Source organism: Lentzea albida, from assembly GCF_900111005.1.
Lineage (GTDB): Bacteria > Actinomycetota > Actinomycetes > Mycobacteriales > Pseudonocardiaceae > Lentzea > Lentzea albida.
The window spans coordinates 96,731-110,833 of sequence record NZ_FOFV01000012.1 but is presented as its reverse complement, the minus strand read 5'-3'; the positions used below and the strand labels follow the sequence as shown (position 1 = coordinate 110,833).

16 protein-coding genes are annotated in these 14,103 nt (G+C 70.5%); 9 read left to right on the top strand and 7 right to left on the bottom strand.

Features of this window, described 5'->3' with window-relative positions; genetic code table 11:
- Positions 1 to 4 precede the first annotated feature (4 nt).
- Genes BMY74_RS27600 through hsaB form a run of 6 tightly spaced genes read left to right on the top strand, consistent with a single transcriptional unit; the run spans position 5 to position 5,295 of the window.
- Positions 5 to 883 (top strand): acetaldehyde dehydrogenase (acetylating), encoded by an 879-nt coding sequence (locus BMY74_RS27600; protein ID WP_089921231.1) that lies wholly within the window; start codon positions 5 to 7, stop codon positions 881 to 883.
- Positions 849 to 1,859, top strand: coding sequence for a 4-hydroxy-2-oxovalerate aldolase (gene dmpG / locus BMY74_RS27595; protein WP_089921228.1), 1,011 nt, complete (start codon positions 849 to 851; stop codon positions 1,857 to 1,859). Before BMY74_RS27600 ends, dmpG begins: the two co-directional genes overlap by 35 nt.
- Positions 1,856 to 3,022, top strand: a complete 1,167-nt coding sequence (hsaA, locus tag BMY74_RS27590; protein ID WP_089921225.1) for a 3-hydroxy-9,10-secoandrosta-1,3,5(10)-triene-9,17-dione monooxygenase oxygenase subunit — start codon at positions 1,856 to 1,858, stop codon at positions 3,020 to 3,022. Before dmpG ends, hsaA begins: the two co-directional genes overlap by 4 nt.
- A 10-nt stretch (positions 3,023 to 3,032) precedes the next feature.
- Positions 3,033 to 3,842, top strand: a complete 810-nt coding sequence (gene hsaD / locus BMY74_RS27585; RefSeq protein WP_089921223.1) for a 4,5:9,10-diseco-3-hydroxy-5,9,17-trioxoandrosta-1(10),2-diene-4-oate hydrolase — start codon at positions 3,033 to 3,035, stop codon at positions 3,840 to 3,842.
- Positions 3,842 to 4,744: an iron-dependent extradiol dioxygenase HsaC gene (gene hsaC / locus BMY74_RS27580; RefSeq protein WP_089921221.1), complete on the top strand. Its 903-nt coding sequence runs from the start codon at positions 3,842 to 3,844 to the stop codon at positions 4,742 to 4,744. The genes hsaD and hsaC overlap by 1 nt, the downstream gene beginning before the upstream one ends.
- Positions 4,744 to 5,295: a 3-hydroxy-9,10-secoandrosta-1,3,5(10)-triene-9,17-dione monooxygenase reductase subunit gene (hsaB, locus tag BMY74_RS27575; RefSeq protein ID WP_089921219.1), complete on the top strand. Its 552-nt coding sequence runs from the start codon at positions 4,744 to 4,746 to the stop codon at positions 5,293 to 5,295. The genes hsaC and hsaB overlap by 1 nt, the downstream gene beginning before the upstream one ends.
- Here the strand turns inward: hsaB and BMY74_RS27570 are convergent.
- Positions 5,281 to 6,084, bottom strand: a complete 804-nt coding sequence (locus BMY74_RS27570) for a class I SAM-dependent methyltransferase (protein WP_089921216.1) — start codon at positions 6,082 to 6,084, stop codon at positions 5,281 to 5,283. The genes hsaB and BMY74_RS27570 overlap by 15 nt on opposite strands.
- Before the next feature lie 42 nt (positions 6,085 to 6,126).
- On the opposite strand from BMY74_RS27570, the gene BMY74_RS27565 reads away from it, so the two are divergent.
- Entirely contained in the window at positions 6,127 to 6,531 is a 405-nt protein-coding gene (locus tag BMY74_RS27565) for a helix-turn-helix domain-containing protein (protein ID WP_089921214.1), read from the top strand.
- Here the strand turns inward: BMY74_RS27565 and BMY74_RS27560 are convergent.
- The 6 genes from BMY74_RS27560 to BMY74_RS27535 are packed head-to-tail and all read right to left on the bottom strand — an operon-like array spanning position 6,502 to position 12,278.
- The gene (locus tag BMY74_RS27560; RefSeq protein WP_089921211.1) at positions 6,502 to 7,074 is read right to left on the bottom strand and encodes a hypothetical protein; all 573 of its coding nucleotides are present in this window, start codon (positions 7,072 to 7,074) and stop codon (positions 6,502 to 6,504) included. The genes BMY74_RS27565 and BMY74_RS27560 overlap by 30 nt on opposite strands.
- A gap of 3 nt (positions 7,075 to 7,077) precedes the next feature.
- A complete protein-coding gene (locus BMY74_RS27555) occupies positions 7,078 to 8,031 on the bottom strand; it encodes an acyl-CoA dehydrogenase family protein (RefSeq protein WP_089921209.1) in 954 nt (317 codons plus the stop codon).
- Positions 8,028 to 8,843: an acyl-CoA dehydrogenase family protein gene (locus BMY74_RS27550; protein WP_089921206.1), complete on the bottom strand. Its 816-nt coding sequence runs from the start codon at positions 8,841 to 8,843 to the stop codon at positions 8,028 to 8,030. The genes BMY74_RS27555 and BMY74_RS27550 overlap by 4 nt, the downstream gene beginning before the upstream one ends.
- Positions 8,840 to 9,931: an acyl-CoA dehydrogenase family protein gene (locus BMY74_RS27545; RefSeq protein ID WP_089921204.1), complete on the bottom strand. Its 1,092-nt coding sequence runs from the start codon at positions 9,929 to 9,931 to the stop codon at positions 8,840 to 8,842. Before BMY74_RS27545 ends, BMY74_RS27550 begins: the two co-directional genes overlap by 4 nt.
- Positions 9,931 to 10,761 carry an enoyl-CoA hydratase gene (locus BMY74_RS27540; RefSeq protein ID WP_089921200.1) on the bottom strand — a complete coding sequence of 277 codons (831 nt, stop codon included), beginning with the start codon at positions 10,759 to 10,761 and terminating at the stop codon, positions 9,931 to 9,933. Before BMY74_RS27540 ends, BMY74_RS27545 begins: the two co-directional genes overlap by 1 nt.
- Positions 10,758 to 12,278, bottom strand: a complete 1,521-nt coding sequence (locus BMY74_RS27535; RefSeq protein ID WP_089921196.1) for a FadD3 family acyl-CoA ligase — start codon at positions 12,276 to 12,278, stop codon at positions 10,758 to 10,760. Before BMY74_RS27535 ends, BMY74_RS27540 begins: the two co-directional genes overlap by 4 nt.
- Here BMY74_RS27535 and BMY74_RS27530 point away from each other — a divergent pair.
- Together BMY74_RS27530 and BMY74_RS27525 are read left to right on the top strand one after the other, a co-directional pair.
- Positions 12,277 to 13,350, top strand: a complete 1,074-nt coding sequence (locus BMY74_RS27530; RefSeq protein ID WP_089921193.1) for an acyl-CoA dehydrogenase family protein — start codon at positions 12,277 to 12,279, stop codon at positions 13,348 to 13,350. The two genes, BMY74_RS27535 and BMY74_RS27530, sit on opposite strands and share 2 nt — an antisense overlap.
- A complete protein-coding gene (locus BMY74_RS27525; protein ID WP_089921191.1) occupies positions 13,347 to 14,090 on the top strand; it encodes an SDR family oxidoreductase in 744 nt (247 codons plus the stop codon). Before BMY74_RS27530 ends, BMY74_RS27525 begins: the two co-directional genes overlap by 4 nt.
- Positions 14,091 to 14,103: the final 13 nt, after the last annotated feature.

The following is a 14,103-nucleotide window of genomic DNA, read 5'->3' as shown; positions in this document are numbered from 1 at the left end:
CTGGGTGAAGGCGGCCATCGTCGGCTCCGGCAACATCGGCACGGACCTGCTTTACAAGCTCCTGCGCTCGGACGCGCTGGAACCGCGCTGGATGGTGGGCATCGACCCGGCCAGCGAGGGGCTGCGGCGCGCGGCCGATCTGGGGCTCGAGGTCTCGGTGGACGGCGCGGAGTGGTTGCTGCGCCAGGACGAACTGCCGGACGTCGTGTTCGAGGCGACGTCCGCGGCGGTGCACCGGGCCAACGCGCCGCGCTACGCCGAGGCGGGCGTGCGGGCGATCGACCTGACACCGGCTGCGGTCGGGCCGCACGTCGTGCCGCCGGTCAACCTCGGTGAGCACGCGGACGCGCCCAACATCAACCTGATCACGTGCGGTGGCCAGGCCACGATCCCCATGGTGCACGCGGTGTCCCGGGTCGTACCGGTGTCGTACGCCGAGATCGTCGCGAGCGTCGCGTCGGTGTCGGCGGGGCCGGGCACACGGGCCAACATCGACGAGTTCACCCGCACGACCAGCCGGGGCATCGAGGAGATCGGGGGTGCCGCGAAGGGCAAGGCGATCATCGTGCTGAATCCGGCCGACCCGCCGATGATCATGCGCGACACGATCTTCTGCGCGATCCCCGAGGACACCGACCCGGACCCGATCACCGACTCGATCGCGCGCATGGAGACGGACATCCGTTCGTACGTGCCGGGATTCCGGTTGCTGCGCGAACCGCAGTACGACGCCGGCCGCGTCGCGATCTTCGTCGAGGTCGCGGGAGCGGGCGACTTCCTGCCCGAGTACGCCGGGAACCTCGACATCATGACGGCCGCCGCGACCAAGGTGGGGGAGGAGATCGCCAATGCAGCTGCGGCTCACCGACACGTCACTGCGTGACGGCTCGCACCACAAGCGACACCAGTTCACGGCGGACGACGTGCGCTCGATCGTCGCGGCACTCGACGGCGCCGGGGTGCCGGTGATCGAGGTGACGCACGGCGACGGGCTGGGCGGGTCGTCGTTCAACTACGGCTTCAGCCACACGCCGGAGCAGGAGCTCATCAAGATCGCGGCCGAGACCGCGACGCGGGCCAGGATCGCCGTGCTGATGCTGCCGGGTGTCGGGGTGAAGGACGACATCCTCGTCTCCCAGGACAACGGCGCCTCGATCGTGCGGATCGCCACGCACTGCACCGAGGCCGACGTGTCCGTGCAGCACTTCCAGCTGGCCCGCGAACGCGGGCTGGAGACCGTCGGGTTCCTGATGATGGCCCACTCGCAGCCGCCGGAGGCGTTGGCGAAGCAGGCGCGGATCATGGCCGACGCGGGCTGCCAGTGCGTCTACGTGGTCGACTCGGCCGGAGCCCTGGTGCTGGAGCAGGTCTCCGAGCGCGTCGAGGCGTTGGTCGCGGAACTGGGAAAGGACGCCCAGGTCGGCTTCCACGGGCACGAGAACCTCGGGCTGAGCGTCGCGAACTCCGTCGCCGCGGCACGGGCGGGTGCCGAGCAGATCGACGGCAGCGTGCGCGGATTCGGTGCGGGAGCGGGGAACACGCCGCTGGAGGCGTTCGTCGGCGTCTGCGACAAGCTCGGCTTCGAGACCGGCGTCGACTTCTTCAAGATCGTGGATGCGGCCGAGGACGTCGTCCGGCCCGTCATGCCCGACGAGTGCCTGCTCGACCGGATGGCGCTGATGATGGGCTACGCGGGCGTCTACTCCAGCTTCCTCAAACACGCCTACACGCAGGCACAGCGCTACGGCGTGTCCGGCGCGCAGATCCTCGTCCGCGCGGGCGAGCGCAAGCTCGTCGGCGGGCAGGAGGACCAGCTGATCGACATCGCACTGGAGCTGAGCAGGGAGAACGTCCGATGAGCGAGGAAATCCTCGGCAAGGTGCGGGAACTGCTGCCGACGCTGGCCGAACGCGCGGGCGAGGCGGAGGAACTGCGCAGGGTGCCGCCGGAGACCATCAAGGCGTTGCAGGAGACCGGGTTCTTCCGGATGCTGCAACCCGCGCGGTACGGCGGCTTCGAGTCGCACCCGCTCGACTTCTACACCGCCGTGCGCCTGATCGCGAGCGCGTGCGGCTCGACGGGCTGGGTCGCGTCCGTGCTGGGCGTGCACCCGTGGCACGTCGGGCTGTTCGACGACCGGGCACAGCAGGAGGTGTTCGGCGAGGACCAGGACACGCGGATCTCGTCCTCCTACGCGCCGACGGGCCGGGCGAAGGCGGTCGAGGGCGGGTTCCGGTTCAGCGGCAGGTGGAGCTTCTCGTCCGGCTGCGACCACGCGACCTGGGTGCTGCTCGGCGGGCTCGTCATGAACGACGAGGGCAAACCGGTCGACTTCCGCACGTTCCTGCTGCCGATCGCCGACTACGCGATCAACGACGTCTGGGACACCGTCGGCCTGCGCGGCACGGGCAGCAACGACATCGTGGTGGACGACGTGTTCGTGCCGGAGCACCGGGCGCTGAGCATGGCGAACACCGCGCGCTGCAAGTGCCCCGGCCAGGAGGTCAACGCCGGCCCGTTGTTCCGCATGCCGTACGGGACGATCCACCCGTACGCGGTGACGGCGCCGATCATCGGGATGGCGACCGGCGCGTACGCGCTGCACGTCGGCGCGACCCGGGACCGCGTCCGGGCGGCGTACCTGGGGGAGAAGTCGGTCGACGACCCGTTCGCGCAGGTCAGGATCGCGACCGCGGCGGCCGACATCGACGTGGCGTGGTGGACGCTCGAGAAGGACATCACCGAGGAGTGGGCGCACGCCGTCGCCGACACGAAGATCCCGCTCGACCTGCGCCTGCGGGCCCGGCGCGACCAGGTGCTCGGCAGCGGGCGGGCGCTCGGCGCGATCGACCTGCTGTTCGAGAGCGCGGGCGGCAAGGCGATCAACGCCGGACTGCCGTTGCCACGGTTCTGGCGCGACGCGCACGCCGCACGGGTGCACGCGGGCAACGACCCGGAACGCGTGCTCGTGCTGTACGGCAAGAACGAGCTCGGCATCCAGGTCCGCGACGGGCTCTTCTGAGGGGGCGTTGATGAGCGTGCGGTTGCACTACCACGAGGCGGGCGCGGACAACGCCGAGACGCTGGTCCTGCTGCACGGCGGCGGGCCCGGTGCGTCGGCGCTGTCGAACTTCCGCGCGAACATCCCGGTGTTCGCGAAGTCGTTCCGGGTGCTGGCGGTCGACATGCCGGGCTACGGCCAGTCGGACAAGCCGGCCGAGCACGACCAGTACTTCTCCTTCGCCTCCAGGGCTTTGCTGGACCTGCTCGACGAGTTGGGGGTCGAGCGGGCGCACGTCCTGGGCAACTCGCTGGGCGGTGGTACCGCGGTCCGATTCGCTCTCGACCACGGGAAACGCGCCGGTCGGCTGGTGCTGATGGGGCCGGGTGGGCTGTCGCTGAACGTCTTCTCGCCCGATCCGACCGAAGGCGTGCGCAAGCTCAGCGCGTTCGCCCGCACGCCCACGCGGGAGAAGATCGAGGAGTTCCTGCGGATCATGGTCTTCGACCAGTCGCTGATCACCGAGGAGCTGGTCGACGAACGGTTCGAGGCGGCCCGGCAACCGGAGTCGCTGCGCGCGATGGCGGCGTTGGGCAAGTCGTTCTCCGGTCCCGACTTCGAGCAGGGCATGCTCTGGCGCGAGGCCTACAAGCTGCGCCAACGGGTTCTGCTCGTGTGGGGCCGGGAGGACCGGGTCAACCCGCTCGACGGCGCGTTGCTGGCGACGAAACTGATCCCGCGGGCACAGCTGCACGTGTTCGGCGGGTGCGGGCACTGGGCGCAGCTCGAGAAGTTCGACGAGTTCAACAGGCTCGCCCTCGATTTCCTGACGGAGGCGTGATGGGCATCCGGTCGCTGGGGTATCTCCGGATCGAGGCCACCGACCTGGACCGGTGGCGCGAGTTCGGGTTGAAGGTCCTCGGCATGGTGGAGGGCAGGGGCTCGACGCCCGGCGCGCTCTACCTGCGGATGGACGACTTCCCGGCACGGCTCGTGATCGTGCCGGGCGAGAAGGACCGGTTGCAGGCCTCCGGCTGGGAGGCGGCCACCGAGGCCGAACTGGAAGAGGTCGCGAAACGCCTGGCCTCGGCCGGTGTCTCGTACGTCGAGGGCTCGGCGGAAGACCTGGCCGAACGGCGCGTCACCGGGCTGATCCGGTTCGAGGACCCGTCCGGGAACACGTTGGAGGTGTTCCACGGCGCGGCTTTGGAGCACCGGCGCGTGGTGTCGCCGTACGGGCACCGGTTCGTGACGGAGGAACAGGGGCTCGGGCACGTCGTGCTGTCCACTTCGGACGACGAGGCCGCGCTGCACTTCTACCGCGACGTGCTGGGCTTCCGGTTGCGCGACTCGATGCGCCTGCCACCGCAGTTCGTCGGCCGTCCCGCCGACGGACCACCCGCGTGGCTGCGGTTCTTCGGCTGCAACCCGCGCCACCACAGCCTCGCGTTCCTGCCGATGCCGACGCCGAGCGGGATCGTGCACCTGATGGTCGAGGTCGAGAACACCGACGACGTCGGCCTGACGCTGGACCGCGCCCTGCGCCGCAAGGTGCCGATGTCGGCGACCCTGGGCCGGCACGTCAACGACCTGATGTTGTCTTTCTACATGAAGACTCCCGGCGGGTTCGACGTCGAGTTCGGGTGCGAGGGACGGCAGGTGGACGATGAGGACTGGATCGCACGCGAGAGCACGGCGGTGAGCCTGTGGGGTCACGACTTCAGCGTCGGCGTCCAGAAGTAATGCGGTCAGAGGTAACGGCCCGCTACCGTTCCGTGCTCGGCCACTTCTGCACCGGGGTGACCGTGGTGACCGGCATGTCCGCCGAGGGCCCCGTCGGGTTCGCCTGCCAGGCGTTCGCGGCTCTCTCGCTGGACCCGCCGCTGGTGGTGTTCTGTCCACAGCGGACCTCGCGCAGCTGGGCGGCGATGGCGTCCTCCGGCTCGTTCTGCGTGAACGTGCTGGCGGAGGACCAGCGGGAGATCTCCACGGTGTTCGGCAGGGCGGGCGCGGACAAGTTCGCCGGGGTGTCGTGGACGCCGTCGGCCACCGGCGCTCCGGTGCTCGACGGCACCCTGACGTGGGTCGACTGCGAGGTGTCGGTGGTGCACGACGCCGGCGACCACCACATGGTCGTCGGTTCCGTGGTCGAGCTGGGCCCGGTGCGCGAGGCGCAGCCGCTGCTGTTCTACCGCGGCCGGTACGCCTCGCACGCCGAGCTGGACCCGCGCGGCTGGTCCGGCGAGGTGCTCGACACCCTCCTGACGTGGCAGCGCCAGTCAGAGTGGAGCTGACGCGGTGACCTGCCAGCACGCGGCGGGCACCCGCACCTCGTCGCCGTGCACGAAGCCGTCGAACGCGCTCCGGACGCCGGCCAGCATCCCCGGGCGGTCCTCTTCGGGTACGGCGGCGAGCGCGCGGGAGATGGGGCCGAGGTTGCTCAGGTACATGGCGAGCAGGTTCTCGGGGATCGTGCAGGTCCGATCGACCGGCTGGACGTCGATCCCCGTCCAGCCCGCGTCCGCGAGAACGGAGCGGGTGTGGCCGGGGTCGGCGAACGCGTGCGGGCCGGGACCGTTCGGGTCCGGTGCCGGTGCGTCGGGTGCCAGCGTCGCCGCGACTTCGGAGGCGGTGGTCATGAACGGGTTCTCGTCCCTGCCGCGCCAGGTGATGAAGCAGAGTTCGCCGGTCGCGGCCCTGCGCAGGTTCGCGAAGGCGGCCGTCGGGTCGTCGAAGAACATGACCCCGAACCGGCTCACGACCAGGTCGAAGCTCCTGTCGAACGTGTGCACCTGCGCGTCCGCCCGGACGTATTCCGCCTTGCCGTGCGCGCGGGCGGCTTCGAGCATCGACTCGGCGATGTCGACGCCCACGCAGGCCGCCCCGGTGGCCTCGGCGATCGCCCTCGTGACGGCACCCGTACCGCACCCGACGTCGAGAACGCTGGTGCGCGGGCGCCGGGCCGCGGCGTCGACGAGCACGTCCTGGAAGGGCCGCAGCATCAGACCCACGATGTCCTGCGCGTTCGCCCAGCCCTGCCCCGCTGCGTTCCACCACTCGGCCTGGGCGCTGTTGGATGTCATGGTCCTACCGTCCTACTTCAAGTCGGCTTGAGGTCAAGTGTCGTGGATTCCGCTGAGATCGGCATCGGCGAGGTGGTCCGCCGTTCGGGCGTGCCCGCCTCGACCCTGCGCTACTACGAGGAGCGCGGCCTGATCGCCTCCGTGCGACGGCAAGGCCTGACGCGCGTGTTCACGTCGGCCGTGCTGGAACAGCTGGCGTTGATCGCGGTCTGCCGCACGGCGGGGTTCTCGCTCGACGAGATCACGCTGATGTTCTCGCCCGACGGCCGCCCGTCGCCGAACCGCGAGATGCTCGCCGCGAAGGCCGACGAACTGGACGCGACGATCCAGAAGCTGGCGTTGATGCGCGACGACCTGCGGCACGCGGCGGCGTGCCCGGCGCCGACGCACCTGGAGTGCCCCCGGTTCCGGAGCCTCCTAGGCCACCCAGATCCGCGGGGCCAGTGAGGCGGCGGCCTGGTACGGGGACACGTTGGTGTGCACCACCTCCAGCGGCCACTTCTCCTCCAGCGTGACCCGGAGCCGTCCGGACAGGCCCGCGTACACCCCGAGCACGTCGGCGTCGTCGGTGTGCAGCAGGTACGTCCACTTCGCGGTGTCCGGAGCGCCGGGCAACGGGTCGCGCCACGCGCGACGGAGCACGCGTCCGCCGTACCGCGCCGCCTCGTCGGCCAGCACCTGGTCGGCCCTGCCCGGGTCCGGCGCGTCCGCGGGACCGGTGGGGCTGAAGCGGTAGGCGAGCGGCGGCACCTGGTCGATGATGCGCACGGCGGCCAGGTCGGGATCGTCCGAGGTGGACCGGATGAGGTCGTGCTCCTCCCGCGTGATGCCGATGTCCCCGTGCGCCAGGGTGAGCAGCAGCGTCGCCTCCGCCAGCGCGGGCTCCCCGGCGAAGTAGTGCACCCGCACCGAGTTCAGCGCGTCGTCGTCCAGCCGCCCCGCGAACCGCGCGCACAGGTCCGTGACCACCGCGTAGGTCTTGACGTCCACCTGTCAGATTTTGGCCTTGAGGCGTTGGAGGTGCATGACAGGGCTGCCGAACAGCTGTCCGCTGCCGTGCGCCCGCTTCAGGTAGAGGTGCGCGTCGTGCTCCCACGTGATCGCGATGCCGCCGTGCAACTGGACCATCTCGGCCGCGACCTCGAACAACGCCTCCGAGCAGTACACCTTCGCCACCGCCGCCGAGATCTCGTCGGTGAACGCTCCCGCGGCCGACCTCGCGGTCTCCACGAGAACGTGCATGTCGGCCATGCGGTGCTTCAACGCCTGGAACGAGCCGATCGGCCTGCCGAACTGAACCCTGGTCTTCGTGTGCTCGACGGTGAGCTCCAGGGCTCGCGCGGCCGTGCCGACCTGTTCGGCGCACAACGCGGCCAACGCGATGTCGCGGACTCCCGGATCCCACGGACCCAGACGGGTCGCGCCACTCGGTGTGACGGTGGCCAGGCGGCGGGTCTGGTCCATCGTCGGGGTGTGTTCGCGGGCGGCGCCGGGGTCGACCTCGTACAGGTCGGTGCCGTCGGTCGCGAGGACGATCTCGGCGGTGTCGCCGTTCAGCACGTAGCGCGCCGGACCGTCGAGGTCGTACTCGGTGCCGTGCCAGGGCCAGATGAGCGTGGCGACCGTCCCGTCCGCGATCCGCGGCAACAACCGCTCGCACGCCTCCTCGTTCTCCGCGGCCAGCAGCGCCTCGACGGCCAGCGTCGACGCCAGCAGCGGCGAGGGCGTGAGGGTGCGGCCGAGCTCTTCGAGGGCGATGGTGGTCTCGGCTCGTGTCGCGCCCGAACCGCCGTATCGCTCGGGGATCGGCAGCACGCCGATGTCGGTGAGCCGCGCCCACACGTCCTTGTCGTAGCCGTGCGGGGTCTCGATGGCCGCGCGCACGTCCGAGTGCTTGGCCAACAGGCTGCGGACGGCGTCCCTGAGAGCCAGTTGTTCCGGTGTCACAACGCCTCCAGCACACGTGCTCGGTGCATCGACGGACTGCCCCACGCGGTGCGCAGGGCTCGGGTCTGCAGCAGGAACCGCCCGAGGCCGTGCTCGGCGGTGTACCCGATCGCTCCGTGCACCTGCAACGCGACGCGAGCGGCCTGCCACGCGGCGTCGGACGTGGCGACCTTGGCGGCGGACACGTCCCGCGCACTCATGGTCACGGCCGCGCCGAACACCAGCGGCCGGGCGAGCTCGAGTCCGATGAGGACGTTCGCGAGGTGGTGCTTGACCGCCTGGAACCGGCCGATCGGCGTGCCGAACTGGGTGCGGGCCTTGGCGTGCTCGGTGGTCATCTCGAGCAGGGCGCGGCCGAGGCCCAGGAGCTGCGCGGAGGTGGTTAGGACGCCCAGGTCGAACGCTCTGCCGGTGGGCGCGTCGGTCGCGATCACGGGGCCGGGGGTGAGTTCGACCAGGCGGCGGGTCGGGTCGACGGAGTCGAGTTCGGTGATGGGGGTGGCTTCGCGGAGGGTGTCGCCGTCGACCAGGAGGTAGCGGTCGGCTTCGGGGGCGTGGGGGAGCAGGGGAGGGAACGCCACGGAACAGCTCGACCCGCCTGACGACCCGATCAGCGCCGGCACCACCGCGAGCGTCTCCACCAGCGGCCCCGCCACCGCGTGGTGCCCCACCTCCTCGAACAGCACCACCAGGTCGACCGGGTCCGTCACCTGGTCCACCCCGAGCGACGCCAGGTCCGTCCCGCCCGCCTTCAGGAAGTCGTGCAGCACGGAGGCGAAGTCGGTCTGCTCCGCCGACAGTGTGAACATCATCGCGGCAGCCCCAGGAGTCGTTCGGCGATCACGTTGCGCTGGATCTCGTTGGTGCCCGCGTAGATCGGCCCCGACAGCGAGAACAGCCACCCGTCCCGCCACCCCGGCGCCACCTCGCCCAGGAGGTCGAGCGCCGTCTCGTGCAGGGCGACGTCCAGCTCCGACCAGAACACCTTCGTCACGCTCGCGGCCGGTCCGCTCAACGGCGAGGCCAAAGCACCGTAGGTGTGGAGGCGGTAGGCCTGCGCGCCGATCCACGCGTCGACGACTCGGTCGCGCAGGGCCGGGTCCGGGTTCTTGCGGTAGAGCTCGACCAGGCGGGAGGCCGCGGCGGTGAAACGGCCCGGTGAGCGCAGGGTGAGGCCGCGCTCGTTGCCCGCGGTGCTCATCGCCACGCGCCAGCCGTCGCCGACCTCGCCGACGACGTCGTGGTCCGGCACGAACACGTCGTCCAGGAAGATCTCGGCGAAGCCCGGCTCGCCGTCGAGCTGGTCGATCGGGCGCACGGTGACGCCGTCCGAACGCAGGTCGAAGAGCAGGTAGGTCAGACCGCGGTGGCGCTCGCCGGGGCCGGTGCGGAACAGGCCGAACGCGCGGTCCGCGAACGCCGCGCGGGAGCTCCAGGTCTTCTGGCCGCGCAGCAGCCAGCCGCCGTCGCAGCGGGTGGCCGTGCTGCGCAACGACGCCAGGTCCGACCCCGCCTCGGGTTCCGACCAGGCCTGCGCCCACACCTCGTCGGCGCGGGCCATCGCGGGCAGGATCCGCGCGCGTTGCTCGTCGGTGCCGTGCGCGAACAACGTCGGCGCCAGCAGGAAGATGCCGTTCTGCGACACGCGTCCCGGTGCGCCCGAGGCGTGGTACTCCTCCTCGAACACCAGCCACTGCAGCAGCGAGGCCTCCCGACCTCCGTAGACCGCAGGCCACGACACGACCGACAACCGCTCGGCGGCCAGCGAACGTTCCCACGCGCGGTGTTCCTCGAAGCCCTCGGCGGTGTCCATCGACGACAGCGAACGCACGTGCGAAGCCAGCCAGGCGCGCACCTCGGCCTGGAACGACAGGGTCTCGGCATCCAGCGAGAGGTCCATCAGCCGGAGGCCTTCTTCATCGCGCGGGCGTCCATCCCCGCCAGCGCGTCGGAGCTCACCTCGGCGTTGTGCGCGTGCGCGAAGTGGTGCAGCCCGAACACCGAGTCCATGCCGGCGCGCAGGCCCATCAGGTCCTCGGACTGGTTGACCGCCTTCTTGGCGAGCGCCAGCCCGAACCGCGGCATCGCCGAGATCCGCCCGGCCAGCTCGAACACGGACGACTCCAGCGAGGCACGTGGCACGACGCGCGAGACCATGCCCCACTCGTAGGCGCGCTGGGCGGAGAACCGGTCGCCGGTGAAGAGCACCTCCTTGGCGGCGCGCGGCCCGAGCACCCACGGGTGCGCGAAGTACTCGACGCCCGGAATCCCCATGCGCACGACGGGATCGGCGAAGAACGCGTCCTCGGACGCCACGACCAGGTCGCACACCCAGGCGAGCATCAGGCCGCCGGCCACGCACGCGCCCTGCACCATCGCGATCGTCGGCTTCGGGATCTCCCGCCACCGCCGGCACATGCCGAGGTAGACCTCCATCTCGCGGGCGAACCGGAGGTCACCGCCCTCGCGGCCGACGTGGTCCCACCACATCACGGCCCTGCGCTCGAAGGAGACGTCGACGTCACGGCCGGGAGAACCGATGTCGTGGCCCGCGGAGAAGTGGTCGCCGGCGCCCGCCAGGACGATCACCTTGACCTCGTCGTCGTCGACCGCGCGGGTGAAGGCCTCGTCCAACGCGTAGGTCATCGCCGAGTTCTGCGCGTTGCGGTACTCCGGGCGGTTCATGGTCACGACGGCGACCGCGTCCCGCCGCTCATACGAGACTGTCACGCGTTCTCCTTGCGCAGTTGGGTTTTGAGGACCTTGCCCATCGCGTTGCGGGGGAGTGCCGGCACGAACTCGACCGCGCGCGGCACCTTGTAGTTGGCCAGCCGTTCGCGGCAGAACGCGATCACGTCGGACTCGCTGAGCGAGGACCCCGGCGCCGTCACGACGAAGGCGAGCCCCACCTCGCCGAGCCGTGCGTCCGCCCTGCCGACCACGGCCACCTCGGCGACGCCCGGCAACCGGGCCAGTGCCTGCTCGACCTCTGCGGGGTAGACGTTGAACCCGCCGCAGATGTACATGTCCTTGAGCCGGTCGGTGATGGACAGGTAGCCGCGGGAGTCCAGCCGTCCGACGTCACCGGTGTGCAACCAGCCGTCGGCATCGACGGCCTCGGCGGTGGCGGCAGGGTCGTCGAGGTACCCGAGCATCACGTTGGGGCCGCGCAGCAACACCTCGTCCCGCGCGCCCAGCCGCAGTTCGAACCCCGCCATCGGTGCCCCGCAGGTGTGCGCGACCGTCTCCGGCGAGTCACCCGGCCGACACATCGTGGCGACGACCGCCTCGGTCAGTCCGTACGCGGTGAGCACGGTCAGCGAGAGCTCCGACCGCATCCGTTCGATCAGCACCACCGGCACGACCGCGGCGCCGGTGACGGCGAGCCGCAGGCTCGACAGGTCGAACGAGCCGCGCTCCGGGTGGTCGAGGAGCGTCTGGAAGATCGTCGGCGGCCCCGGCAGCACGGTGATCCGCTCCCGCTCGACCAGCCGCATCGTCTCGACGACGTCGAACACCGGCTGCGGCACGATCGTCGCGCCGGTGAGCAGGCAGGCGAGGATCCCCGCCTTGTACCCGAAGGTGTGGAAGAAGGGGTTGACGACCAGGTACCGGTCCGCGGACGTCAGCTCACCACAGGCCGCCCAGGCCTCGGCCACCCCGATCGACTGCCGGTGCGCGCTCATCGCCCCCTTGCTGCGCCCCGTCGTACCGGAGGTGAACATGACGTCGCACAACGCTTCCCCGGAAAGCTCGGGCAGATCCGCATCGGCCGGAACCCACGTGGTCGGTAGTCGCACCACCGCGGGCAGTTCCGGGGACAGCACACGGAGTTCCGCCTCCCGGTCGCGGCCGAGGAACTCGCCCTCCACGACCAGCACCCGAGCGGCACTGCGGCGGAGCACGTCCAGCGTCTCCGTCGCGGTGAACCGGGTGTTGATCGGCACGAGCGCGGCGCCCGCCCGCAACGCCCCGAGCGCCGCGACCACCCACCGCGCCGAGTTGGGCGCGCACAGGGCCACCCGATCACCCGGACGGACGCCCATCCCCACGAGGGCGCGCGCCGCGTCGAGCACCGCCGAGCGGAGCTCGCGCCAGCTGAGGCGGACCTCCCCGTCCACCAACGCCTCCGCGTCGATGTACGAAGCAGCAGCGCGGTCGAGCACGGCTGAAACCGTTTGCCTGCTTGGATCTACGGCCACAACGCCCTCCAAAGCAAGTGCTTGGTAGGTTAGAGTATGGCCCATGGAGTCCTTCCGGCGCGAGGTGCGGGAATGGTTGTCCGCCAACCTCGTCGGTGAGTTCGCTGAGCTGCGCGGCCTGGGTGGACCTGGCCGCGAGCACGAGGCGTTCGAGGGCAGGCTGCGGTGGCACCGCCATCTCGCGCGGAGCGGGTGGACGTGCCTCGGCTGGCCCGGCGAGCGCAGCGTGGAGGAGCAGGTGGTCTTCCACGAGGAGTACGCGGAGGCCGACGCGCCGGCGAAGGTCGACATCGTGGGCGAGGGCCTGCTCGGCCCGACGCTGCTCGCCTTCGGCACACCGGAGCAGAAGGCGCGCTTCCTGCCGAAGATCCGCACGCTCGACGAGCTGTGGTGCCAGGGCTACTCCGAACCGGGCGCCGGCTCGGACCTCGCGTCCGTGCAGACCAAGGCCGCTCTCGACGGCGACCGGTGGGTGATCAACGGCCAGAAGATCTGGACGTCGAACGCGCACTACTCGGACTGGATCTTCGTGCTGTGCCGCACCGAACCCGGTTCCCAACGGCACCACGGCCTCTCGTACCTGCTCGTGCCGATGAACCAGCCCGGCGTCGAGGTCCGGCCGATCCGCCAGCTCACCGGCACGTCCGAGTTCAACGAGGTCTTCTTCGACGAAGCGGTGACGGCGCGCGCGAACGTCGTGGGCGAGCCCGGCGAGGGCTGGAAGATCGCGATGGCCACCCTCGGCTTCGAACGCGGCACGGCGATGCTCGGGCACCAGGTGGGCTTCCGCCGCCAGCTCGACGCGATCATGGCCACGAACCCGGACGACGAACGCCTCACCAGGGCGTGGCTCGAGCTGCACGTGATGCGCTCGCACACCATGAGGACCCTGAACGACGAACCGGGCCCGGAGGCGTCCGTGCTGAAGCTGTTCTGGGGGAGCTGGCACCGCAGGCTCGGCGAGCTCGCGATGGACTCGCTCGGGCCCGAGTCGATGATCGACGACAACGAGTGGCAGCGCCTGTTCCTGTTCAGCCGCGCGGAGACGATCTACGGCGGCTCGGACGAGATCCAGCGCGAGATCATCGCCCACCGCGTCCTGGGACTGCCGCGATGACCGGCCACGACCTGCTCCGGGACAAGGTCGTCGTGGTCACGGCCGCGGCGGGCACCGGCATCGGCAGTGCCACCGCCAAGAGGTGCCTCGAAGAGGGCGCCACGGTGGTCATCAGCGACTGGCACGAGCGCCGCCTCAAGGAGACGCACGAGGCTCTCGGCACCGCCCACGCCGTCCCGTGCGACGTCACCGACGAGCAGCAGGTGCAGCACCTGGTCGACGAGACGGTCGAGCGCTACGGCCGCATCGACGTGATGGTCAACAACGCCGGCCTGGGCGGCGAGAAGTCCGTCCTGGACATGACCGACGACGAGTGGGCGAAAGTCCTGGACGTCACGCTGAACGGCACCTTCCGCTGCACCAGGGCCGCGTTACGCCGAATGGTCGTCCAACGAAGCGGTGTCGTCGTTAACAACTCCAGTGTGATCGGCTGGCGCGCCCAGAAGGGTCAAGCCCATTACGCCGCAGCGAAAGCGGGCGTCATGGCGCTGACGAGGTGCGCCGCGATGGACGTCGCCGAGCACGGCATCCGGGTGAACGCGGTCGCGCCGAGCTTGGCGGCGCACCCGTTCTTGACCAAGGTCACCAGTGAGGAGTTGCTGACGGAACTGGCGTCCCGGGAGGCTTTCGGGCGCGCCGCCGAGCCCTGGGAGGTCGCGAATGTGATCGTGTTCCTCGCCAGCGACTACTCGTCCTACCTGACGGGCGAGGTCGTCTCGGTGAGCAGTCAGCACCCGTGAGGAAGGTAAGACC

Excerpts from the sequence above, each read along its gene's own strand:
- hsaB (WP_089921219.1), top strand. The coding sequence starts at position 4,744 with ATGCGGTCAGAGGTAACGGCCCGCTACCGTTCCGTGCTCGGCCACTTC.
- BMY74_RS27550 (WP_089921206.1), bottom strand. The coding sequence starts at position 8,843 with ATGATGTTCACACTGTCGGCGGAGCAGACCGACTTCGCCTCCGTGCTG.
- dmpG (WP_089921228.1), top strand. The coding sequence starts at position 849 with ATGCAGCTGCGGCTCACCGACACGTCACTGCGTGACGGCTCGCACCAC.
- hsaA (WP_089921225.1), top strand. The coding sequence starts at position 1,856 with ATGAGCGAGGAAATCCTCGGCAAGGTGCGGGAACTGCTGCCGACGCTG.
- BMY74_RS27570 (WP_089921216.1), bottom strand. The coding sequence starts at position 6,084 with ATGACATCCAACAGCGCCCAGGCCGAGTGGTGGAACGCAGCGGGGCAG.
- BMY74_RS27530 (WP_089921193.1), top strand. The coding sequence starts at position 12,277 with ATGGAGTCCTTCCGGCGCGAGGTGCGGGAATGGTTGTCCGCCAACCTC.
- BMY74_RS27535 (WP_089921196.1), bottom strand. The coding sequence starts at position 12,278 with ATGGGCCATACTCTAACCTACCAAGCACTTGCTTTGGAGGGCGTTGTG.
- hsaD (WP_089921223.1), top strand. The coding sequence starts at position 3,033 with ATGAGCGTGCGGTTGCACTACCACGAGGCGGGCGCGGACAACGCCGAG.
- BMY74_RS27525 (WP_089921191.1), top strand. The coding sequence starts at position 13,347 with ATGACCGGCCACGACCTGCTCCGGGACAAGGTCGTCGTGGTCACGGCC.
- BMY74_RS27545 (WP_089921204.1), bottom strand. The coding sequence starts at position 9,931 with ATGGACCTCTCGCTGGATGCCGAGACCCTGTCGTTCCAGGCCGAGGTG.
- hsaC (WP_089921221.1), top strand. The coding sequence starts at position 3,842 with ATGGGCATCCGGTCGCTGGGGTATCTCCGGATCGAGGCCACCGACCTG.